Annotated in this window: 17 protein-coding genes; 11 read left to right on the top strand and 6 right to left on the bottom strand. The window is 59.4% G+C overall.

Features of this window, described 5'->3' with window-relative positions:
• The first annotated feature begins 123 nt into the window (after positions 1-123).
• The 4 genes from aldA to QD356_RS03645 all read left to right on the top strand — a co-directional run bounded on the left by aldA (position 124) and on the right by QD356_RS03645 (position 5,528).
• Positions 124-1,548 (top strand): aldehyde dehydrogenase, encoded by a 1,425-nt coding sequence (gene aldA / locus QD356_RS03660; RefSeq protein WP_054555865.1) that lies wholly within the window; start codon positions 124-126, stop codon positions 1,546-1,548.
• A 172-nt stretch (positions 1,549-1,720) separates the two neighbouring features.
• Positions 1,721-2,956, top strand: a complete 1,236-nt coding sequence (locus QD356_RS03655) for a mandelate racemase/muconate lactonizing enzyme family protein (protein WP_077373025.1) — start codon at positions 1,721-1,723, stop codon at positions 2,954-2,956.
• Complete coding sequence (locus tag QD356_RS03650; RefSeq protein ID WP_225996398.1) at positions 2,956-4,590, top strand: GMC family oxidoreductase N-terminal domain-containing protein; 1,635 nt, start codon at positions 2,956-2,958, stop codon at positions 4,588-4,590. The genes QD356_RS03655 and QD356_RS03650 overlap by 1 nt, the downstream gene beginning before the upstream one ends.
• Before the next feature lie 179 nt (positions 4,591-4,769).
• Entirely contained in the window at positions 4,770-5,528 is a 759-nt protein-coding gene (locus QD356_RS03645) for an IclR family transcriptional regulator (protein ID WP_107335081.1), read from the top strand.
• A gap of 305 nt (positions 5,529-5,833) precedes the next feature.
• Here QD356_RS03645 and QD356_RS03640 read toward each other — a convergent pair whose 3' ends face one another.
• The 3 genes from QD356_RS03640 to QD356_RS03630 form a co-directional block, all read right to left on the bottom strand.
• On the bottom strand, positions 5,834-7,267 hold the full coding sequence (locus QD356_RS03640) for an aldehyde dehydrogenase family protein (RefSeq protein WP_192838012.1): 1,434 nt from the start codon (positions 7,265-7,267) through the stop codon (positions 5,834-5,836).
• A 108-nt stretch (positions 7,268-7,375) separates the two neighbouring features.
• Positions 7,376-8,335: an NAD(P)-dependent oxidoreductase gene (locus tag QD356_RS03635; RefSeq protein ID WP_192838011.1), complete on the bottom strand. Its 960-nt coding sequence runs from the start codon at positions 8,333-8,335 to the stop codon at positions 7,376-7,378.
• 363 nt (positions 8,336-8,698) lie between these two features.
• Positions 8,699-9,613, bottom strand: coding sequence for a LysR substrate-binding domain-containing protein (locus QD356_RS03630; protein ID WP_192838010.1), 915 nt, complete (start codon positions 9,611-9,613; stop codon positions 8,699-8,701).
• 499 nt (positions 9,614-10,112) lie between these two features.
• Here QD356_RS03630 and QD356_RS03625 point away from each other — a divergent pair, with 499 nt between their 5' ends.
• The 4 genes from QD356_RS03625 to QD356_RS03610 all read left to right on the top strand — a co-directional run bounded on the left by QD356_RS03625 (position 10,113) and on the right by QD356_RS03610 (position 16,343).
• Positions 10,113-11,723, top strand: a complete 1,611-nt coding sequence (locus tag QD356_RS03625) for a BCCT family transporter (protein ID WP_192838009.1) — start codon at positions 10,113-10,115, stop codon at positions 11,721-11,723.
• A 314-nt stretch (positions 11,724-12,037) separates the two neighbouring features.
• Complete coding sequence (locus QD356_RS03620; protein WP_192838008.1) at positions 12,038-13,660, top strand: BCCT family transporter; 1,623 nt, start codon at positions 12,038-12,040, stop codon at positions 13,658-13,660.
• An 811-nt stretch (positions 13,661-14,471) separates the two neighbouring features.
• Positions 14,472-16,175 carry a sodium:solute symporter family protein gene (locus QD356_RS03615; protein ID WP_192838007.1) on the top strand — a complete coding sequence of 568 codons (1,704 nt, stop codon included), beginning with the start codon at positions 14,472-14,474 and terminating at the stop codon, positions 16,173-16,175.
• Between the two features lie 39 nt (positions 16,176-16,214).
• The gene (locus tag QD356_RS03610) at positions 16,215-16,343 is read left to right on the top strand and encodes a putative transporter small subunit (RefSeq protein ID WP_225996397.1); all 129 of its coding nucleotides are present in this window, start codon (positions 16,215-16,217) and stop codon (positions 16,341-16,343) included.
• 97 nt (positions 16,344-16,440) lie between these two features.
• Here the strand turns inward: QD356_RS03610 and iolB are convergent, their stop codons facing one another.
• The 3 genes from iolB to QD356_RS03595 all read right to left on the bottom strand — a co-directional run bounded on the left by iolB (position 16,441) and on the right by QD356_RS03595 (position 19,301).
• On the bottom strand, positions 16,441-17,244 hold the full coding sequence (gene iolB, locus QD356_RS03605; RefSeq protein WP_192838006.1) for a 5-deoxy-glucuronate isomerase: 804 nt from the start codon (positions 17,242-17,244) through the stop codon (positions 16,441-16,443).
• Between the two features lie 48 nt (positions 17,245-17,292).
• Positions 17,293-18,288: an inositol 2-dehydrogenase gene (iolG, locus tag QD356_RS03600; RefSeq protein WP_192838005.1), complete on the bottom strand. Its 996-nt coding sequence runs from the start codon at positions 18,286-18,288 to the stop codon at positions 17,293-17,295.
• 125 nt (positions 18,289-18,413) lie between these two features.
• Positions 18,414-19,301, bottom strand: a complete 888-nt coding sequence (locus QD356_RS03595) for a MurR/RpiR family transcriptional regulator (protein ID WP_192838004.1) — start codon at positions 19,299-19,301, stop codon at positions 18,414-18,416.
• Positions 19,302-19,584: 283 nt separating this feature from the next.
• Between QD356_RS03595 and QD356_RS03590 the strand changes: the two genes are divergently transcribed.
• The 3 genes from QD356_RS03590 (at position 19,585) to QD356_RS03580 (ending at position 22,668) form a co-directional block, all read left to right on the top strand.
• Entirely contained in the window at positions 19,585-20,577 is a 993-nt protein-coding gene (locus tag QD356_RS03590) for a sugar ABC transporter substrate-binding protein (RefSeq protein WP_225347893.1), read from the top strand.
• A gap of 79 nt (positions 20,578-20,656) precedes the next feature.
• Entirely contained in the window at positions 20,657-21,775 is a 1,119-nt protein-coding gene (locus QD356_RS03585) for an ABC transporter permease (RefSeq protein WP_192838003.1), read from the top strand.
• Positions 21,776-21,885: 110 nt separating this feature from the next.
• Complete coding sequence (locus QD356_RS03580; RefSeq protein WP_192838264.1) at positions 21,886-22,668, top strand: ATP-binding cassette domain-containing protein; 783 nt, start codon at positions 21,886-21,888, stop codon at positions 22,666-22,668.
• The last annotated feature ends 106 nt before the right edge of the window (positions 22,669-22,774 follow it).

Raw genomic sequence — 22,774 nt, 5'->3', positions numbered from 1 at the left:
TATTCGCGACAAGAGACAAGTCGTTAATTCCATATATGGAAATCTATTTCTGCATGTGAAAAACAGTTTGACACCTTTGACGTCACTTCATAGCCTGTAGGCCAAATTCAGGAGGAGTGATGCATGCGCACTGACAAGAACTTCATCAACAACGAATTCGTCGCCTCATCCCAGGGCGAGATGATTTCGGTCTACAACCCGGCCACCGAAGCACTGGTAGGTCAGGTGCAGGCAGCAACCACTGACGAAGCGCTTGAAGCGGTGAGCATTGCGGCCAAGGCTCAGAAGGACTGGCGTGCCAAGACCAGCACCGAGCGTGCCGGCTACATGCACAAGCTTGCCGAGGCGCTGATGGCGCGCAAGGATGCCATCGGCCAGGCATTGGCAGATGAGTCCGGCAAGAGCCTGGAAGACGCCACCAATGAAGCCGTCTATGCCGCCGACATCACGCGCTACCACGCCGAGTGGGCACGTCGTATCGAGGGCGAGATCGTCCCCAGCGACACTCCCAATGAAAGCCTGCTGCTGCAGCGCGAGCCCATCGGCGTCGTGGCCTGCCTGATTCCGTTCAACTACCCGGTGTTCACCCTGCTGCGCAAGATCGCCCCGGCGCTGATCACCGGCAATGCCGTGGTCGTGCGTCCGAGCAACAACACCCCGACCTCCGCCTTCGAGATCGCCAAGGCGATTCAGGATGCCGGCATTCCGGCAGGCATCGTCAATATCCTGGCGATGGACCACGGCACCGCGGAAGCCGTCTGCACTCACCCCAAGGTGGGCATGATCACCCTGACCGGCAGCGTCGGCGCCGGTCGCAAGGTGCTGGAATATTCCCAGGTCAACATCGCCAAGTCCTCACTGGAACTGGGCGGCAAGTCACCGGCCATCGTCGAGCCGGATGCCGACCTGGCCAAGGCAGCGGCACAGATCGCGGCCTCTACCCTCACCAACTGTGGCCAGCTGTGCACCGCCATCGAGCGTGTCTATGTGCACGAATCCGTCTATGACGATTTCGTCGCCCAGCTGAAGCAGCAGATGGAAGGCGTCAAGTTCGGCAACCGTCTGGAAGATGCCAGCCTGATGGGGCCGCTGATCAACGAGAATTCGCGTCTCAACATCCATCAGATGGTGGAACGCGCCATCGATGACGGCGCCACTCTGGAAATCGGCGGCTACATCCCCGAAGGCAAGGGTCACTTCTACCCGCCGACCCTGCTGACCGGTTGCCGTCAGGACATGGAGATCGTGCAGGAAGAGATCTTCGGCCCGGTACTGCCGGTGCTGACCTACAGCGATGTGGATGAAGCGCTGGCACTGGCCAATGACCACCAGTTCGGTCTGGCCTCCGTGGTCTTCACCGAGAACTATCGCACCGCCATGAAGGTCGCCAACAACATCGAAGCCGGCGAGCTCTACATCAACCGCACCCCGGCGGACCCCTACCAGGGCTACCACGCCGGCTGGAAGCGCTCTGGCCTGGGCGGTGATGATGGCAAGCACGGCATGCTCGACTACACCCAGACCCGTCTGGTCGTGATGAACTACTGATCACGCCATTCCGTTTTACCTGTCACGCCTTCGGGGAACCCTCTCCCCGGAGGCGCTGACGCCCTACCCCATTTCTTTCCGGAAGCGCGCTGTTGGCGTCGAATGACGGCATGCCAGGCAGTGCGCTTCCACAATCTCCTGCTAGCCAGTGACCACTGAAAGGCCTGCCACCATGAAAGTTGTCAGTTGCGAGACACACATCGTCGCCACGCCGCCGCCCCACGTCGGCGGCATGTACTGGATCTTCGTTCAGCTGCGTACCGCTTGCGGCATCGAAGGGGTCGGTGAAGTCTATGCCGCCACCTTCCACCCGGAAGTCATGAGCAAGGCGATCGCCGATGTCTTCTCGCGTTACCTGGAAGGCAAGAACCCGCATCATATTGAACGTCTGTACCGCGAAGCCTTCTCCAGTGGCTTCACCCAACGCCCTGACCTCACCATGATGGGTGTGCTCAGCGGTCTCGAGATGGCCTGCTGGGACATCGTCGGCAAGGCGGCCGGTCTGCCGGTGTATGAGCTGATCGGTGGCAAGGTCCACGACAAGCTGCGCTCCTACACCTACCTGTACCCCAAGGATGCACGCGGCAACTACGACTATGACAACGTCGAGCTGGCTGTCGAATGCGCACTGGAAAACCGCGAGAAGGGCTTCACCGCGCTGAAGTTCGACCCGGCCGGCCCCTACACCGCCTACTCCGGCCAGATGCTGTCTCTGGAAGGCATGGACAAGAGCGCCACCTTCTGCCGCCGCATCCGCGAAGCGGTCGGCAACAGCTGTGATCTGCTGTTCGGCACCCACGGCCAGATGACGCCGGCATCCGCCATTCGTCTCGCCAAGTATCTCGAGCCGTATGACCCGCTGTGGCTGGAAGAGCCGGTGCCGCCGGGACAGAGCGAAGCCATGGCGCGCGTGGCAGACCACACCTCCATCCCGGTCGCGACCGGTGAGCGCCTGACCACCAAGTACGAATTCCACGATGTGCTCAAGAACAACGCGGCCTCCATCCTGCAGATGAACCTGGGACGCGTCGGCGGCATTCTGGAAGGCAAGAAGATCGCGGCGCTGGCAGAAGTCTATTACGCCCAGATCGCCCCGCACCTCTACAACGGCCCGGTCGGCGCCGCGGCCAGCATCCAGCTGGCGACCGCCACACCCAACTTCCTGATCCAGGAAAGCATCGGCACCTGGGATGGCTTCCACGCCGATGTGCTCAAGGAGAAGATCGAGTGGCGTGATGGCTACATCATCCCGTCCACCAAGCCGGGCCTGGGGGTCGAGCTGGACATGGACGTGGTCAAGGCCAATTCGCCTTACACCGGCCGAACCCTGCACCTGAGCATGGACCCGCGTCCCTATGACGTGAAGGAACAGTCCAGCACCGACTGGAAGCGCAAGCCGGAGGCGTAATGCCGATGCAATACGATTTCATCATTGTCGGTGCCGGGTCGGCGGGGTGCATCCTCGCCAACCGGCTCAGCGCCAGCGGACGCCACAGCGTGTTGCTGCTGGAGGCCGGCGGCAAGGACACCTCGCCCTGGATCAAGGTGCCGGTCGGGTTCGCCAAGACCTACTACAACCCGACCTACAACTACATGTATTACAGCAAGGAAGAAGCCGCGATGGGGGGGCGCAAGATCTATACCCCCCGCGGCAAGGTGCAGGGTGGCTCCGGCTCCATCAATGCGATGATCTATGTCCGGGGCCAGGCCTCGGACTTCGATGACTGGGCGCGCGCCGGCAACGACGGCTGGTCCTATCGCGAGGTACTGCCCTACTTCAAGCGTCTTGAATGCCACCCGGATGGCGACACCGAGTATCGCTCCGGCCAGGGGCCGATCGGTATCACGCCGCTGAAACATGGCGCGCACCCGATCTGCCAGTCGTGGCTGGAAGGGGCCCGCGAACTGGGTTACACGCTCAATGATGATTTCAATGGCGAACACTTCGAGGGTGCTGGCATCTATGAGGCCAACATCCGCAAGGGACAGCGGGACTCCAGCAATACCGCCTACCTGAAGCCGGCACTGTCACGCGACAACCTCACGCTCAAGCATATCTGTCGGGTGGAGCGCGTAACGCTGGAAGAGGCGCCCGATGGCGGCAAGCGCGCCACGGGTGTCGTCTACCGGCTTGATGACGAGGTCATCGAGGTGACAGCACATCGCGAGGTCATCCTCTGCGCTGGCGCCGTGGACTCCCCGAAGCTGCTGCAGCTTTCGGGGATCGGCGGGCGTGAGGCGCTGGCGACGCATGGTATCGAGACACAGGTAGACCTGCCGGCCGTCGGTCAGAATCTGCAGGACCACCTGTGCGCCAGCTACTACTACCGCGCCAATCGCACCACGCTGAATGATGACTTCGCGTCCTTCTGGGGCCAGGCCAAGGCGGGACTGCAGTATCTTATCAATCGCAGTGGGCCACTGGGCATGAGCGTCAATCAGGCCGGGGGATTCTTCCGCGGAAGCGAGGCGGAGTCAGAGCCGAACATCCAGCTCTACTTCAATCCGATGTCCTACCAGATTCCCAACGACCCGAAGGCCAAGCTGACGCCGGAGCCGTATTCCGGCTTCTTGTTGGCCTTCAATTCCTGCAGGCCGACCAGCCGTGGCAGCATTTCACTGGCCTCGGCAGACCCGGCGGCGCCGGCGACCATCTGCCCCAACTACCTCAGTACCCAGAAGGACATCGATGAGGTGATCCAGGGCAGTCGTCTGGTGCGCAAGCTGATGGGCGCGCCCGCTCTCAAGGCCATCACCGAGTGCGAGGTCGCCCCGGCCGAGACGGTCCAGGATGAGGACAGCATGCTGGCGTACTTCCGCGCTCAGGGAGGCTCCATCTACCACCTGTGCGGCTCCTGCGCGATGGGCCCGGACAAGGCGAACGCCGTGGTCGACAGCCGGCTGAAGGTGCATGGTGTGGCGGGGCTGCGCGTCATCGATGCCGCCATCTTCCCCAATATTACCTCCGGCAATCTGAATGCGCCGGTGATGATGGTGGCGGAAAAAGGCGCGGACCTGGTGCTGGCCGATCACACCGAGTGAGCCGAGGTCAGCCACCAAACAACCCGCGCACGGCCCATGGGTCTGGTACCCTATGGGCCGTTTTATTTTCAGCGCATGAGAGATGCCGTGTGGCATCGTTCATCCGTCGTCAAAGTGTCACAGCCCCGGATGCACGCCGTCTGTGACCGAGATTCGCGTTTCGGAGTGTCCCCGCGTTCATGAATCACGAGAAGACCAAAGCCCCTGCCGTCGACCACAGTGTCATGATTCTGGATCTGCTTGCGGCAGCCTCCTACCCGCTGACGCTCTCGGAAATCTGCGAGTCCACCGGCATCTCGCCTGCCACCGGACACCGCGTGATCAACTCCCTGCTGCACCATCAGCTGGTCGCCCACGATCCCGGTCGCAAGAAGTCCTACTGCATCGGCTCGCGCATCTTCCAGATCTCCTCGACGATCTACAACAAGCAGAGCCTGATTCCGGTCTTCTACCCCATCGCCGAGATTCTCAAGAACGAGATTCACCGCTCGATCTTCCTGTGCATCCCCATCGGGGATCAGGTGGTGGTGATCTCGAAGGTCGATGCCTCCGGCAGTGGCAGCTACAACCTCTACATCGGCAAGACCATGGCCCAGCACGCCTGTGCTGCCGGCAAGGCGATTCTCGCCATGCGCCCCGAGGCCTCATGCCAACTGTATCTGGAGGCTGCGACGCGGAGTACGCCTGGCCTGGCCGAACGCCGTGACGAGATGGATGCCGAGCTTGAACGTGCACAACGCCTGGGATATGCGGTGTCCAGCGGCGAGGCCGAAGGACAGCTGAGCTGTATCGCGGCGCCTGTCCTGAACATGCGCAACGAGCCCATTGCCGCCATCAGCGCCGTCATCAGCCAGGACTGCCTGAATCCGCAGCAGGCACGCGCCTACTCCAAGCATCTGGTCCAGGCGGCGCGCCAGCTGTCCTCGCGCATCATCTGAGGCCGAAAACGTTGCCTGGCGAGCCCGTCATGCTGCACCGCACAAAGTCTTGCCACTATATATAGGTATTTTCAGCACCCAATATAGGTATTTTTCAGCACCCAGCGATCTGACAGACGTTATCGATGTTGCTCTGATAGCGAAACGCGGCTGCGACAGCCGACAAGCACCTTGAGGGCGCCTTTTGTCGATGGCGCGAATGGTCGATGGCACGAATGCAAGATACCCGTGATTCACAAGGCCACCCTGGCCTCACGAATCACGGGTATCTTGCGTGGCATCACGGCGGCGTCAATCGCCTCCTGTCAGGAGATGACCGGCGCGCCGAGCAGTGCCTTGACCTCGACATATTCGGCCAGGCCTTCGTCGCCCCATTCACGGCCGTTGCCGGAACGCTTGTAGCCACCGAAGGGCGCATCGAAGGAGAACTCTGCCCCTTGCAGATAGCATTGCCCTGCCTGCATGCAGCGGGCGATCGGCAATGCTGCCTCGGCGTCACGCGCATAGACTGCAGATGACAGGCCATAGACGCTGTCATTGGCGATGGCGATCCCCTGCTTCACGTCATCGTAGGGCAGGATGCACAGCACCGGGCCGAAGACCTCCTCACGGGCGATCTCCATTTCATTGCTGACATTGGTGAAGATGGTCGGCCGCACATAGCAGCCCTTCTCGAGCCCTTCGGGCGGCTCGACGCCACCCAGCGCCAGCTCGACACCGTCGTTGATGGCCCGCTGCACCAGATCAAGCACCCGCTCGCGCTGACGCTGAGAGACCAGCGGCCCCATGGTGGTCGCCGGATCATTCGGGTCACCCACCACCTGCTCATTGGCGATCTCGACCGCCAGGCGGGTCGCCTCTTCCAGTCGCGAACGCGGCACCAGCAGACGCGTGAAGGCGTCGCAGGTCTGACCGGTGTTGGCCATCACGTTCTCGACATTCAAGCGCACGGCCGCGGCCAGGTCGGCATCTTCCGTCACCAGCAGCGGTGACTTGCCGCCCAGTTCCTGACAGACCCGCTTGACAGTGGGCGCGGCACTCTCGGCGACCTTGCTACCGGCAATGGTCGAGCCAGTGAAGGACACCATGTCGACCTGCGGATGGCCGGACATCACCGGGCCGATCTCGCTGCCCTCGCCCGTCACCACATTGAAGACGCCAGCAGGCAGACCGACCTTCTCGAAGATCTCGGCCATGATGAAGTCCTGCAGCGGCGTCTGCTCCGCCGGCTTGGCGATCACGGTGCAGCCTGCCGCCAGCGCCGGGGCCAGCTTGCCGATCAACTGATGCAGCGGATAGTTCCACGGGTTGATCAGCGAGCAGACACCGATGGGCTCGCGCATCAGAGTCACATCGCCCTTGCGCTCGTCCTCTTCCATCTGGAAGGCACGTTCGGCGTAGTAACGCATGCCTTCGATGGGGCCTTCCACGTGCAGCGCGCCGGCCAGTTGCACCGGGCAACCCATAGTGAGCACCTGCACGTCGCGCAGCTCATCGAAGCGACGCTGCATCTCATCCGCTGCCGCCATCAGGATATCGTGGCGTTCCTGCGCGGATGTCGTGGACCAGGCAGGCAGCGCCTGACGTGCTGCCATGATGGCAGCCTCCACATCCTGCTCACCGGCGCGCGGCACACTGGCGCACAGCTCGCCGGTGGCCGGATTGATGACCTCCATGCGCTCGCGCCCGAAGGGTGCCTGCCAGTGGCCATTGATGTAGAAGTTGTCGTGATGTTGCATGCCAGACCTCTCGTTGCTGGTGGGAGATAACACTTTCCCTGAGGGTGAGTCTCAAACGCAAATGCCCCGGAGGCCATTCGCACGGCGCTCCGGGGCAGTCTCCACGGCTCAGTTGCGGCCGGTAACGCCGACTTCGTAGCCGACTTCTTCCGGCTCGTCATCAGTCAGCTCTGCCGGGAAGCCGGTGCCGAGCACACGGACATCGGCGGCTTCCTCGAGACGACGGATGATGTTGGAGGACCACTCACGCGGACCGAAGCGCTCCTGACCATCGCGGAAGATGTCCATCAGCATCGGGGAGATTTCCAGCGGCACATCCAGGTTCTTGGCCAGGGTGTCAAACAGGCCGACATCCTTGAGCACCAGATCCATGGTGAAGCTGATGTTGCGGCTTCCGTTCAGGATGACCTGGGACTCGGTCTCGTGGACGAAGGAGTTGCCCGAGGAAATCTTGATCGCCTCGTAGGTGGTGTTCATGTCCATGCCGGCCTTCTTGCAGACGGTCAGGGCTTCGGCGACGGCGCACAGGTTGGCGGTGGCCAGATAGTTGGTCATCACCTTGAGCACGGAGGCGGTACCCAGCTCCCCGGTGTGCAGAACTCGACGCCCCAGGTTGGTCAGCACCGGCAGCACCTGCTCGAAGGATTCGCGGTCACCGCCGACGAAGATGGAGATATTGCCGGTGGCGGCGCGGTGGCAGCCGCCGGAGACCGGTGCTTCCAGTGCCTTGGCACCGGTGGCCAGCACCTTGTCGGCGATACGACGCAGTTCGCCGTCGTCGGTAGTGCTCATCTCGAGCCAGATCTTGCCTTCACGCAGACCGGCGATGATGCCGTCGTCGCTTTCCATCACGGCGCTGCAGGCAGCCGGAGACGGCAGGCAGGTGATGACCATGTCGTTGGCTTCGGCGAGTTCCTTGGCAGAATCCGCCCACTTGGCACCCTGCGCGAGGAAAGGCTTGGCGGCTTCCGGGTCAAGGTCACGCACGGTGACGTCATGTCCATTGCGCAGCAGACTACCTGCCAGCTTGCCACCCACGTTACCGAGACCGATGAATCCGACTTTCATGTGCTGTCCTCTTTGCTGTCTGCCTGCTGGCTGTCCGGTGTACTGCACCGGGCCGCTTGGGACGGAGTGGAATCCTGTCCGTCGTGGCCCATGTCATCTTGAAGCTCACCCTACTGGCCGACCTGCCTGCCAACAATTCATAAGAATTTGGCAATTGGTAACAATTTTTGTGAGTCCCCCAGACCCCACGTCTCCGAACGAACAGCAAATAGCGAACAGCGATCAACCGGCAGATGCCAGATGCCCAGCCCCCCATAACTCAGAACACAGAACCCAGAGCCCAGAACTCAGAACTCAGAACCCGGAAACAAAAAACGCCACCCGAAGGTGGCGTTGTCACGTAACAGCTCTCGCTCTGGCGGATCAGGTGGGCACGCTGCGACTCTGTGCCTCCAGCCAGCCAAGGAGGGTCGCGACGCGCGGATCCCGCTCCAGCTCGCGATGACAGACAGCCCCCCATTCACCGCGCCCGGTCGTCACCTGCCCGGTCGGGTTGATGAGTCGACCGTTCGCCAGGTCATCGTCGGCAAAGGGCCCGTTGACCAGTGCGACGCCCTCCCCGCGCGCCGCCATCTCCAGGGCGACTGCCAGGGTGTCGACCACGATGCAATTCCGGGTGGGACAAGGGCCTAGCGACAATGCCTCGAAGTAACTCTCCCAATTCCAGCCCTCGGTGTAGACCCCGATCAACGGCAGCGTCTTCAAGGCATCCGCGGGAACCGGGTGTGCATCGTCGCCCAGCAGCTGGGGGCTGCATACCGGGAGGAGGCGTGACTCGAACAACGGCTGCCAGTGCAGGTGGTCCGCCAGCGGCGCATCGCGGAAGACGATACCGACATCGGCATTGGCCTCATCGAACTCCCAGCCGAGACTGCACGTCATCAGCTTGAGCTCGACTTCAGGATGCATGGCCTGGAAATGCGACAAGCGAGGTGCCAACCAGCGAATCGAGGTCGTCACATAGACCTGAATCGTCAGCGGCTGGGCATGCTGCATCTGGCGCAGAGACTCGGCGCCTTGCACCAGGCCCGCCAGCGCTTCACGCACTACCGGATAGAAACGCTCGCCAGCCGCCGTCAGCACCACATGACGACCTTCACGGGCAAACAGTTTCACCTCCAGACTCTCTTCGAGACGCTGAATCTGGTTGGCGATGGCCGGATGCGTCAGGTTCAGTTCCTCGGCGGCCGCGCGGAGACTCAGCAGACGCGCAGCAGCTTCAAACCCTTTCAGCGAACTCAAGGGCGGCAGTTTCTGCAGTGGCAGAGGGGTTGGCATAGACGACACTCACGAAAGGCGGACGATGGGAGAGCAGGAGCCATTCTCGAAACTGACAAACGCCTCGCATGCCGCTCTCACCTCCGCCGAAAAGACAATGACAAAGACGGGTGACTGTCACAGACAGCCACCCGCGTAATTGCCTTCGATGATACCAAACCCATCGGGGCTCGTAAGGCTCCTGGCTTTGCATGGGTCTTGCTGCTTATGCGGGAGTCTTTACTATCCCGATTGCGACCTTCGCGTTTCTTTTTACGACAGGGCGCAAGATTTCTCGCGGTTCATTGCCATAGGCTGCATGCGCAACCCACTGCCACACCTGGGCGAGGTTTCCCGATCTGGAATGGCCAGCCATGAACGTGCGATAAACATGATATTCTCAACAAAAACAAACGTTCGATTCTTTCGCATCTTACAATGAGGCCCCCCGACCCCGACACCGCGCTATACCGAATCCCCTTCCCGCAAGAAACACTATAACAAGATCAAGGAGTGACCCATGTTTGGATCTTCCATTCGACCACTGGTCTTCTGGCCCCCGTTCATACTGCTCTTCGTATCCGTCGTCGCCAGCCTGGTCGACCTCGAAGGGTTTCTGGCTGTCACCACCAATCTCAACAACCAGGTACTGAGCAAGTTCGGCTGGTTGTTTTCCATCACGGCGCTCAGCATGGTGGTGGCCTGCCTCATAGCCTATCTTTCGCCGCTGGGCCGCACCCGTATCGGCGGCGAGAACGCGACGCGACTGTTGTCCCCATGGCGTTGGTTCTCCATCACGTTATGCACCACGTTGGCCGTGGGCATCATGTTCTGGTCGACCGCAGAGCCGCTTTATCATCTGCACTCGCCGCCCACCTCGCTGGACATTGCCGCCAATAGCCCGGAAGCCGCGCGGTTCGCGCTCTCGACCATGTTCCTGCATTGGTCATTCACGCCCTATGCGATCTACACCGTTCCTGCGCTGATCTTTGCCCTGATGCATTACAACCTCGGCAAGCCCTTCTCGCTCGGGACCCTGTTCGTGCCGCTGCTGGGAGATCGACTGATCGGTCGCAAGGGACGTGCGCTCGATGCACTTGCGCTCTTCGCCCTGGTCTGTGGCATGGCGTCATCCCTCGGCACAGGGGCCATGACACTGGCAGGCGGCATCGACCGCTTCCTCGGCACTGGCTCGGGCCCGCTGATGCTGGGCATCGTCACCCTCGCGATCGTGCTGTGTTTCACCGCTTCGGCGGCCAGTGGTCTGCAAAAAGGCATCGCACGCCTGTCCGCCATCAACGCCAAGGCCTTCTTCGCCTTTCTCATCTTCGTGTTTGCCTTCGGTCCGACGCTGACCATCCTGGGCTACGGCACGGAAGCGGCTGGCGAGTATTTCACCAACTTCATGAGCAAGAATCTGTTCACCGGGGCCTTCGACAATGACCCCTGGCCACAGAGCTGGACCATCTTCTACTGGGCCAACTGGATGGCATGGGCACCGATTTCGGCTCTGTTCCTGGGCAAGATCTCACGGGGGTATACCGTGCGACAGTTCATGCTGATCAACATGGTGGCGCCCTCGCTCTTCTCGATCATCTATGTCGCGGTGTTCAGCAGCACGACATTGAAGCTCGACATGGATACCACCGGGGCACTCAACACCATCCTCAGCGAGGCCGGGGCTGGCTCGGTGATCTACGCACTATTCGATGAGCTACCGATGAGCTCTCTGGTGGGGGGGATCTTCCTGGTCATCGCCTTCCTGTCCTTCGTGACAGCGGCCGACTCCAATACCGACGCCATCAGCCAGCTCTGCAGCTCGGATAGCCAGGAGGCTCTGGCAGGCAACGAAAGCGAAGACCGCAGCAAGGGCCGCCTGATGATGAAGATCATCTGGGGCTCGACCATCGGCGCCGTCGCCTGGATCATGACTTCCTTCGTCGGTATCGACGGCATCAAGATGCTCTCCAACCTCGGCGGGGTACCAGCGCTCTTCATCGTGATCGGTGCCACGGCGTCTCTGATACGTCTGGTCTCGATCGGTACCGCCAAGATCGGCCTCGAGCACACGCCGTCACGCAGTTATTCGGCAGAAGCCCATCAGCGTTGGCAATCTTCCCAGTCCAGCTGAGCCAACTCGAGATGGCGTGATACTCAAGTCCTCAAGGAGAAACCATGACACCCCCGGGCCGAGAGGCGACGGGGGTGTCGTGGTTTTCTCTTGAGTGTCATGGCCCGCACAGTGGCGTGGGCCATGCAGCCTGCGTGACGGCTCGGGTGCGTTAGCCACTGACGCAATTTCCGGACAGAACTTTCTGGAAATCCCGCCAGCGCATTACATGAACGCGCGCGTATATACGCCGTTGATGAGCGAATCTCAACGCTGACAAAACAGAATTTTATGAGTTAGGATCCGCACCCTCACAAGAAATTATAGGAATGCGTATGTTTGGCTCTTCCATCCGCCCCCTGGTCTTCTGGCCACCGTTCATCCTGTTGATGGTCGCGGTGGCAGCAAGCCTCATCAATCTTGAAGGCTTTCTCGCCACCACGACGGCCTTGAATGACTGGGTACTCAACAAGTTCGGTTGGCTGTTCTCGATTACGGCATTGGCGATGGTGGTGACATGCTTGATCACTTACCTGTCACCACTGGGTCGGACCCGGATCGGTGGTGAAAATGCCACGCGGATCCTGACACCCTGGCGCTGGTTTTCCATCACGCTATGTACCACGCTGGCCGTCGGCATCATGTTCTGGTCGACCGCAGAACCGCTCTATCATCTGCATACTCCCCCCGGTTCGCTGGATCTGACGGCGAACTCTCCCGAGGCGGCGCGCTTTGCGCTCTCGACGATGTTCCTGCATTGGTCATTCACGCCCTATGCGATCTATACCGTCCCGGCATTGCTGTTCGCCCTCATGCATTACAACCTGGGCAAGCCGTTCTCGCTCGGCACGCTCTTCGTGCCGCTGTTGGGTGATCGCCTGATCGGTCGCAAGGGCCGCGCGCTGGATGCACTGGCGTTGTTCGCACTGGTCTGCGGCATGGCATCGTCATTGGGTACGGGCGCCATGACATTGGCCGGCGGCCTGGACCGCTTCATGGGGACCGGCACTGGCCCGCTGATGCTGGCACTGGTGACTCTCGCCATCGTGGCCTGCTTTACCGCCTCCGCGGCCAGTGGTCTGCAGAAAGGCATTGCGCGTCTGTCCGCCATCAACGCCAAGGCCTTCTTCGTCTTCATGGCCTTCGTCTTCCTGTGCGGCCCGACCCAGACCATTCTTGGCTATGGCACCGAAGCCGCGGGTGAGTATTTCAACAACTTCATGCAAAAGAGCCTGTTCACCGGGGCCTTCGATGACGATCCGTGGCCGAAAAGCTGGAGTATCTTCTACTGGGCCAACTGGATGGCATGGGCACCGATTTCTGCCCTGTTCCTGGGCAAGATTTCCCGTGGCTATACCGTGCGACAGTTCATGCTGATCAACCTGGTCGCGCCGGCACTGTTCTCGATCACCTACGTGAGCGTCTTCGCAAGCTCCACTATCCAGTTCGACATGCAAAGTGGCGGTGCGCTTTACCAACTGCTGAATGAGTCTGGTGCAGGCTCCGTCATCTATGCCCTGTTTGACGAACTGCCGATGAGCACCTTGGTCAGCGCCGTCTTCCTGATCATCGCCTTCCTGTCCTTCGTGACGGCAGCCGACTCCAACACCGAAGCGATCAGCCAGCTGTGCAGCACTGACAGCCAGGCCGCCATGGCCGGTGACAGTGATGAAAATACCCATGATCGTCTGCTCATGAAGATCATCTGGGGCTGCACCATCGGCGCCGTCGCCTGGATCATGACGGCCTTCGTGGGCATTGATGGCATCAAGATGCTCTCCAACCTCGGCGGTGTGCCGGCGCTGTTCATCGTGATTGCCGCCACGGCGTCCCTGCTGCGTCTGGTGTCGATCGGTACCGCCAAGATCGGTCTCGAGCACACGCCATCACGTAGCTATTCTCCCGAAGCGCACCTGCGCTGGGAAAGCACTCGCAAGACAGCAGAAAGCTCTCGGTAAGCCAAACCCTGCGTTGAGCATGCCCACTACGCCCTGTCTTCGGACAGGGCGTTTTACTGTGGGTAGGCCGCTTTGAAGACTCGCTCTCCCATGGGTCAACACCCCCTCCAAGCCGAGTCAGTCGTTGCCTGAGCCATTGAGGGAGTCTTTTCCTCAAGCATTGGACAAGTAATACGCATGACGTAATGACAACGATTTATTCCACTTTCTGGCACCATTCAGAACACTCAGCAAATAAACACAACTCATGCCGAGTAATATTATTTATATAATACGTCATGTCTTCCATGCTGCTCTGGCACGTGTCACGCAACTGAACATCGTCGCACCCGCTCGTCCAACCACCGTTGACGTGAATGAGAGGCAAGCTTTGCCCGCCAGGGTGTAGACATTGACATGCGCATAATTTATCGTTGTCAACGAATTTGATAACGAGAGAAAATAAAAACACCGTTTCGCCAAGCTTGGGGCTGACCAACAACTCGCATCAGCGCTCTTGCAAGGCTTGACCGATAACAAGGACGCGTATGCGATATCATTATTCCGATGAAGGCAGATGCATGCCACGCCGCCCTCCCCCAAGTTCCCGCCTGACCGGGAAGTGCCACCAACTCCGTCTTCATTGACCGAGATTGCCGATTATTGATGACGCGGCCCACGTGCTGCGCTGGATGCCATTTGCTTGAGCAAATGACGCAGAACTACGTCCACGGCTAAGAACCTTCCCCTCCTTACTCGTCGCTATCGACAACCGTTTGCCCTCGGGCAACTGCGTTGCGTAGCGCCCTGTTTCCCTACCGAGGGCCAGTTCTTGAACAACGAATCGCTATATCAATTCTCTACCCTGACTGTCGTACTGCTGCTGCTTGCCTTCTATGGCGGCACCTATCTGATGACGCTGGGGATCCGCAAGAAAAATGAAGATGCCGATGCCTTCATGGTCTCCAACCATCGCGTTGGCTTCGGCATGGGCGCGGCGAGCATGACGGCTACCTGGATCTGGGCGGCCTCCTTCTATGCCGCCGCCACCTCCGGCTATACCTATGGTGTCTCAGGGCCGATCCACTATGGCCTGTGGGGCGCACTGATGATTCTGTTCATCTATCCCTTCGGCCGCCGCTTCCGCAAGCTGGCGCCCAATGCACATACACTGGGCGAGCTGATCCACGCGCGTCATGGCTCCTCCAGTCAGCTGATTCTGGCGCTCTCCAACCTGCTGGGTAGCGTGATCAGCCTGATGGTCAACTTCACCGCCGCCGGGGCGCTCGTGTCCGTGCTCTCGCCGCTCTCCTTCCAGGCGGGTGTGATCATGGCGGGCGTGGGGGTGCTGTTCTATACCTTGTGGTCGGGCTTCCGCGCCTCGGTACTGACCGACTTCGCGCAACTGGTTGCCTTGATGGCAATCGCTATCGTCATCATCCCGGCAGTGTTCTTTGCCATGGGTGGCCCGACAGAGCTGGTCGCAGGCCTGGACAATCTGACGCCAGAGCAGGCCAACTTCTTCTCGACGGATGCCATCCTGAATCAGGGTGCGCCCTTCTTCGTCGCGGTACTGGCCTATGCGATCGGCAATCAGACCATTTCCCAGCGCCTGTTCGCCGTCAACGAAGACCACATCAAGCCGACCTTCCTCACCGCGACGCTGGGCTATGGTGCCATCGTCATCGGCCTGGGCATGATTGGCCTGATGGCACTGACTCTCGGGGTGGAGCCGCTCAACGGCGACATGAACAACCTCATCCCGCAGATGGTGTCCGAGTATCTGCCGCCGTTCTTCATCGCGCTGTTCTTCATTCTGGTGATCGGCTCGCTGTCCTCCACCGCGGATTCCGACCTTTCCGCGCTGTCCGCCATCATCATGGCCGATGTCTATGGCAAGAATATCGCCCGCGGCAAGCCAGACCCGAAGCGCATGCTCTTCATCGGCCGCTTGACCATGATCATCGCCACGGTGCTGGGTATCGTCTTCGCCAGCTTCTCGCTGGATATCCTGGTGATGCTGGTCTTCGTCGGGGCTCTGTGGGGCGCGATCGTCTTCCCGGTCATCGCCAGCTGCTTCTGGAACCGGGTGACCAATACCGCCTTCACCACTTCCGTCCTCGTCGCGATGGTGATGTTCTGCCTGGCACGCTTTGAACTGGTGCCGCTGACGGGCATGAGCGGCCTGTTCTTCGAGCTGCTCGCCAGCATCGGCGGCGGCGTGATCATCGGCCTGATGGTATTCGGCTTCCTGGGGCGCATTCTCGGCATCCTTGCGGGAATCGCGGCCATGATCGCCATGCTGATCTTCGCGACTGACTTCCTGCGCGACTACACCGTCCTGCTCGCATCGTTGACCGCTTACGGCACCAGCACCCTGGTGTGTGTGGTCATGAGCCTCGCCAGCCGCCAGGAACGCTTCGACTTCGACACCATCACCGCACGTGTCGGCAACTATGACGAAGCACTCGACTCAGACGGTCGTGATACGACAACACCGATCCAGACTCAGCCTGCCGCCTCCACCGGCGCATGATTCTGGATACGTCCTAGACAGAACAGGGAGACAACACACATGACATTGCTATTTGCCACCTACGTACTGGTATGGCCAGTGCTCACCCTGGCGGTATTGATCGTCATCTGCCGCGCGGTCGCACGTGATCGCCGCAGTGCACGGGAAGAAAAGCGCGAGCTGGTATGAAGCTCCTGGCGTAATGTGACGCCAGGAACGCAAAAGCCCGCCTCTGGAATGTCCAGAGGCGGGCTTTTTTACGACTTACCGAAGAATAGCCTGTCTATCACGCCTGCTCGACGATCCACTCATGCGCAGGATCATTCTTGAACTTCCACACCCGCTTGGGGCCGGCCATGACATTGAGGTAGTAGAGCTCGTAGCCGTGCGGGGCGGCGGCGGGATGATATCCCTCCGGCACCATCACACAGCAACCGTCCTCCACCGCCATGGTCTCATCCAGAGAGCGATCATCGGTATAGACGCGCTGGAACGCAAAGCCCTGTGACGGATTGAGCTTGTGATAATAGGTTTCCTCAAGGAAAGACTCCTCCGGGAGGTTGTCCGCACAATGCTTGTGCGGCGGGTAGCTGGACCAATTACCCGGCGGTGTATAGACCTCAACCACCAACAAACTATCAGCAGGCTCTGTCTGCGGAAGAATGTCCTGCACATGGCGCGTATTGGTCCCCTCGCCTCGTGTCGAACAGGCCACCTGCTCGGGGCGAATCAGGCGCGCGGCATGGTTGCCATGCCCCGGAGCACTACAAACTGCTATTTCAAGCTCTGTCAGGGCTTCTACCGAGTAGGCGACGCCATCTGGCAAGTACACCGAATAGGGAGGCAAGTGATCGAAAACACTCATGCGCTCGCCGATATTCTCGAAAGTCTGGTCACCGGTACGCACGGTCGCGCGCCCCGAGAGCAGCACGAGGCATTGCTCACGACTCTCGGTGTGGCGCTCGAAACGCTCACCTTGTTTCAAGCGATGCACGCGAAAGCCCACGTGTGTCCAGCCTGCAGATTCCGGGGTTACCTCGAGCAAGGTGCCATCTTCACTCGGGGCATGCGGTCTTACCAGAAGGCTCATTGGTCGACTCCTATCATGGCGATGGCAATTCAAATTACTAAGCAGGTCTCAGCGGATTTCACTGAGCAAGACTCGCCGACCTTCTCGGTAGGAAATCAGCGCGGCTTCTGCTAGTTCAAGTGCCGCCAGACCATCTTGCGCTCCTGCCAACGGCGCCCGATTTTCCTGCCAGGCTGCCACGAAGTCGGCGACTTCCTGTGCATAAGCGCGCGAGTAACGCTCGAGGAAGAACCACTGTGGACGCTCATCCACGGCCCCCTCGGCACCTGTGAAACGCAACTGAGTATCCGTTTCGTTGCGCGCCTCCAACATCCCCTTGCTGCCAAACACTTCAATACGCTGATCGTAGCCATAGCAGGCCCGGCGAGAATTGCTGATATTGACCAACTTGCCCGACGCACTCTTCAGATTGATCAGGACACTGTCGAGATCACCTGCCTCACCAATAGCCGGGTCCACAAGACAGCTGCCACTTACTGTCACTTCCGTTACAGGCTCTCCGAGCAACCAGGCAGCCATATCCAGATCATGAATGCTCATGTCACGGAAGATACCGCCCGAGGCTGCAATATATTCAGCGGGGGGCGGCTCAGGGTCACGGCTGGTGATCGTGATCATTTCCAACTTGCCAATGCGTCCTGAGTCCATTGCGGTCTTCAGCGCGGAAAACTGGGGGTCGTGACGACGATTGAACCCCAGAGCGCAGGTGACCGGATACTCTTCCAACACCGCGAGACAATGGCGCGTACGCACTAGATCCAGGTCAATCGGCTTTTCACACAGTACGGCCTTGCCAGAACGAGCGGCGCGTTCCAGGAAGTCAGAATGCGTTGGTGTTGAAGACGCAATCAAGACACCGTCAATATCGTCAGAGCTGAAAACATCATCAGCACTTAGCACCGGCACGCCGTACTCGCTAGCCAGTGACTCGGCTGCTGCAGAAAAGGCGTCGCTAACCGAAGCCAGCTCGGCCGTCGGGTGGTCAGAGATAGCGCGAGCATGAACACGGCCGATGCGACCGGCACCTAACAGAGCGATTTTCATATAAGACTTCCTCTTCATGGCGTTTGTTGTTGAGCTTGTTGCAACTGCATTGCGAGAAGTCGCGGGGCTGGAAGGCAACACCTCCTGTGTTGACTTGCCAAGAGAACCCGCTGGTTATTGAAACATCAGTTTTCTATCTGCAATTTCTGACTATCTGTTGCCATATTGGCTTCATTGCGAACCCCCAGCCCGATTGCCAGCACTTGTGCCAGACATAACGTGGAGGTCAATCCTCTGAATCCCTGTACTTCCGCCTCATTGACGACCAATGCCACATCCGCTTGGCGAGTCAGAGGGCTCAACGAGGAATCCGTAATCAATATGATGGGGACCCCTCGCTCCCTGACCGACCTGACGGCGTTTTGTACCTCCTCGGCATAGGGGGCAAAGCTGGTCACCAATAGACAGTCCCGTTCAGACACTGCCTCGGCCTGCTCGCGATACATCGCCCCCATCCCATCCATGAGAAACGCACGCTTGGCCACGTGACGCAGCGAATAGGCCAGGTAACTTGAGACCACGAAGCTACGGCGAGCACCCAACAGATGAATGGCCTCCGCGGCCTGCATGAGGTCCAGCGCCCGCTCGATATCTTGCGTCGGCACGCGATGAGGCAACTGAGCCAAAGCTTGCAGATTGGCCTCGGCGAAATTCATCAGTAGCTCGTTGACGCTTGGGCTCGTCCCAGTGACCTCACGAGCCACACGAATGCGTTCGTTGTAATCGGGCTCTGCCTCAACCAAGCGTGAGCGGAACAGCTTCTGCATCTCCGAAAAGCCAGAGAATCCCAGCGCATTCGCAAAGCGGATCATGGTGGAGGGTGTCACCCCAGCTTTGTCAGCCAGTGCGGCTACCGTGCCGAATGCCACTTGCTGGGGATGATCCAGAAGAAAGCGAGCACTCTGCTGCAAGCGCTTGGAGAGCTCGGGATATTGCTCGCCTATATGCGCCTCTAGGGCTTCAAAAGTCTGCAGCTGACGCGCGGCGCGCTGCAAGGAATTGGGATCTGGCATAAATACTCCTCGCTGTGCCTACCTGACTGGGCGCTGAGATCTTGGCGATCCCCCGGTAGGCGATAGGGAGGAGTCTAGGCGCATGGAATGAAAATTCCAAGATCAAAATAAAATGAATATTCCGATTGCATTCCATCCGAATGGAATCTACATTCCAACTACCGGTCGCGATGGAATACGCCATGTTCCAGACCACCGGGCACTCGCATACTGGAAGAGAGCAGCGCCAGTCCGCTCTTCCTCACTGACAAAGACAATAACCAAAGAACGTCAGGAGCCAACCATGTACAAAGTCGAGCCTCTCGCCACCTCTCCGAACTCTCACAGAAGGATGCCACGCCTGCGTCGTGCGATAGCCAGTCTCACGACAGCCTTGTTAGCAGTCTCTGTGGCCAATGCCGCCTGGGCAGCCGAAACCGAGCGCTACGTCATGATCACGCATGGCCAGAACTCCGACCCCTTCTGGTCAGTCGTCAAGCGCGGCGCTGACGATGCAGCTGAAGAACTTGGCGTCGAAGTCGAGTACCGCGCACCTTCTACCTTTGACATGGCAAAGATGGCGCAACTGCTGGATGCTGCAGTAGCTTCAAAGCCAGATGGCCTTATCATTTCCCTGACCGACGCTGATGCACTGGGCAAAGGCATCAAGAATGCTGTGGATCAGCAGATCCCGGTCATCACCATCAATTCTGGTGGCGATAAGTCCAAGGAGGTCGGCGCACAACTTCACATTGGTCAGAGTGAATATGAAGCAGGGCGAGGTGCGGCAGAACGCATGGTAGAGAGCGGCGCCAAACACGGACTCTGCATCAATCAGGAGCAAGGCAACGTAGGGCTAGATGCACGGTGCGCGGGCTTCATCAAGGGGTTCGACGGTAGCGCCAGTGAACTAGCCACCAGCACCGATCCCACCGAAATCAAAAACTCTCTCGTTGCCTACCTCAATCAGCACAGCGAAGTGGATGCCATCCTCGCCTTGGGGCCTCTCGGTTCCGAGCCAATGCTCAAGGCAATGCAAGAAGCTGGCGCTACTCAAAAATTCCAGCTCGGCACCTTCGATCTCTCCCCCGACATACTCGCCGCCATTCAGTCGGGTGAAATGAACTTTGCCATTGATCAACAACAGTACCTGCAGGGCTATCTGCCGGTGGTCTTCATGCATCAGTACCACATACACGGTCTGATGCCGGCTGGCGATGTCGCCACAGGCCCCGGATTTGTCACCGCCGAGAATGCAGGTCAGGTCATCGAGCTTTCAGAGCAAGGCATTCGCTAAGCGAAAAGCTCAATTTGGCAAAACTTTCATTTCCATGATATGGCGTCCTCCCCCTATGAGGACGCCCGGAGAGAGCATCATGACTGATCACACTATCAGTGCCGTTCCGGCCGCTGATGACGAACGGCTTCGCCGCGTCCACCCTCTCAAGGCCGCACTGAAACGTCCCGAATTTGGCGCCATTGCCGGCACCATCCTGGTATTTGCCTTCTTCTCTGTCGCCGCTTCGGGGACCGGCATGTTCAGCCTGGCGGGCATCCTCAACTTCCTGGAAGTCTCTGCGCAGCTAGGCATTCTCGCCATCGCGGCATCGCTCCTGATGATCGGTGGTGAATTCGACCTTTCCCTAGGCTCAATGATCGGCTTTGCCGGCATCTTGATTGCCATCCCTGCCGTGCAATACGGCTGGCCCCTCTGGCTGGCCATTACTTTCGCCTTTGCTTGCGCCGTCCTGATTGGCTGGATTAACGGCTATCTGGTGATGCGCACAGGTCTGCCCTCCTTCATCGTCACACTGGGCTTTCTGTTCATCCTGCGCGGCCTGGCCATCGGCCTGACCCGCTTGACGACTGGACGCACCCAAGTCAGCGGTCTGCAAGAGATTGCCGATCATGACTGGTTGGCACCGTTTTTCTCCGGCGAGGTATTTACTGGCCTCTTCAGCTGGATGGCAGCCCAAGGCTGGATTGCCACCAACTTCGCGGGAAATCCAAGTGTCACTGGTGTCCCGGTCTCTATCGTCTGGTGGATTGTACTGGCCGCTGCCGCGACCTGGCTGCTGCTTTACACCCGCTTCGGCAACTGGATATTCGCCTGCGGCGGTGATGTGAATGCTGCACGCAACGTCGGCGTCCCTGTAATGAAGGTCAAGATCCTGCTGTTCATCTTTACCGCTGTCGCCGCCACCATCTTTGCCTGCCTGCAAGTCATGGATACCGGTTCAGCCGACACGACTCGCGGTCTGCTCAAGGAACTGGAAGCCATCATCGCCGTCGTGATCGGCGGAGCTCTGCTGACAGGCGGCTATGGCTCTGCCGTGGGTGCCGTATTCGGTGCGCTTATCTTCGGCACGGTACAGATGGGCATCTTCTACACCGGCGTTAACACTGACTGGTTCAAGGTCTTCCTCGGCGCCATGCTCCTGATCGCAGTACTGTTCAACAATTACGTGCGCAAGAAAGCTCTGGAGGCTAAGTAATGACTACTAACGCCAACCTGCAACAGACGCCGGAACAGACTACGACCGCCGCCGATCGCGCCAGAGGTGATACTCCGAAAGCCGCTGACACCCGCACTCCTCTTATCGAGATGCAGGCTGTCGACAAGCACTTCGGCAACGTAGTCGCCCTTTCCAATATTTCATTGAAAGTCTACGCAGGCGAGGTCATGTGCCTGCTCGGCGATAACGGCGCCGGCAAGTCGACCCTCATCAAGACGTTATCAGGAGTGCATGCCCCGACTCACGGTGAACTGCTGCTGGAGGGGAATCCTGCCAATTTCACGTCCCCCGGCCAGGCACTCGATGCCGGCATCGCAACGGTCTTCCAGGACCTCGCAATGATTCCCTTGATGTCGATCACCCGTAATTTCTTCATGGGCCGTGAGCCCACCAAGGGGTTCGGTCCTTTCAAATATGTGGACTGGGAGTTTGCAGATCGGGTGGCACGTGAAGAGATGGCCAAGATCGGGATCGATGTGCGTGACCCGTCTCAACCAGTCGGCACGCTGTCAGGCGGCGAACGCCAGTGTGTCGCAATCGCACGCGCTGTCTACTTCGGTGCCAAGGTGCTCATTCTGGATGAGCCAACGTCAGCACTAGGTGTCAAGCAAGCATCGAAGGTACTGCGCTATATCGCTCAGGCGCGCAACCGAGGGCTCGGCGTCATCTTCATCACGCATAACGTCCATCACGCCTACCCCATCGGTGATGCCTTTACTCTGCTCAAGCGCGGCACCTCATTAGGAAGCTGGCGCAAAGAGGACATCACTCGTGAGGAAGTGCTCAACATGATGGCCGGTGGCGAGGAAATGGCCAGCCTGGATGCAGAGTTGGCGGAGTTCCAACGGACGGATTCCGCCTCTGTTGCCTGACCGCTAGCAGGCGTACACGTAGATCATCAATAAGCACTACGGGGCTCCCCCCGATACCTCGATCTACATCGATTATTGTCAATGCCGGGTAACACCGGCCCATTAA

The organism is Cobetia sp. 2AS (genome assembly GCF_029846355.1).
Taxonomy (GTDB): domain Bacteria; phylum Pseudomonadota; class Gammaproteobacteria; order Pseudomonadales; family Halomonadaceae; genus Cobetia; species Cobetia amphilecti.
This window is presented reverse-complemented; position numbering and strand designations above follow the sequence as displayed.